Here is a 406-nt window from a genome sequence, read left to right on the forward strand (position 1 = left end):
GATAAAGTTAAAGGGCTTCCTTTAGGTACAACTGAGAAAGAAGAACTGCGCAAAGCTCAAGCGGAGCATGATAAAAAAATACGTGAAGAAGAACGTAAAAAAGTGCTTGCAGAATTGCGGGAACATTTTAAATAAAAATTTTAAAATACTATTGCTGAATATTTTTTTGAGGGGAATAAAAGGGGGAGCATGGCTCCCCCTTTTCAAGTCGCAATGTCTGACAATTGGCGAAGCCTTTTGTCTACACTTTGCACCACTTGCCACAATCAAAAATGTAGCAACTGACTAGTAACATTTCTACAGATTATCAATTTATTTTTAGAACTACTTCCCTAATCTCCCTGTTATTTTAAAGAGCGAAAGAGCGCTAAATTGAATCTGCTTTTTCGGACAATCCCACAATAAA

It is taken from the genome of Bombilactobacillus mellifer, assembly GCF_000970795.1.
Taxonomy (GTDB): Bacteria; Bacillota; Bacilli; order Lactobacillales; family Lactobacillaceae; genus Bombilactobacillus; species Bombilactobacillus mellifer.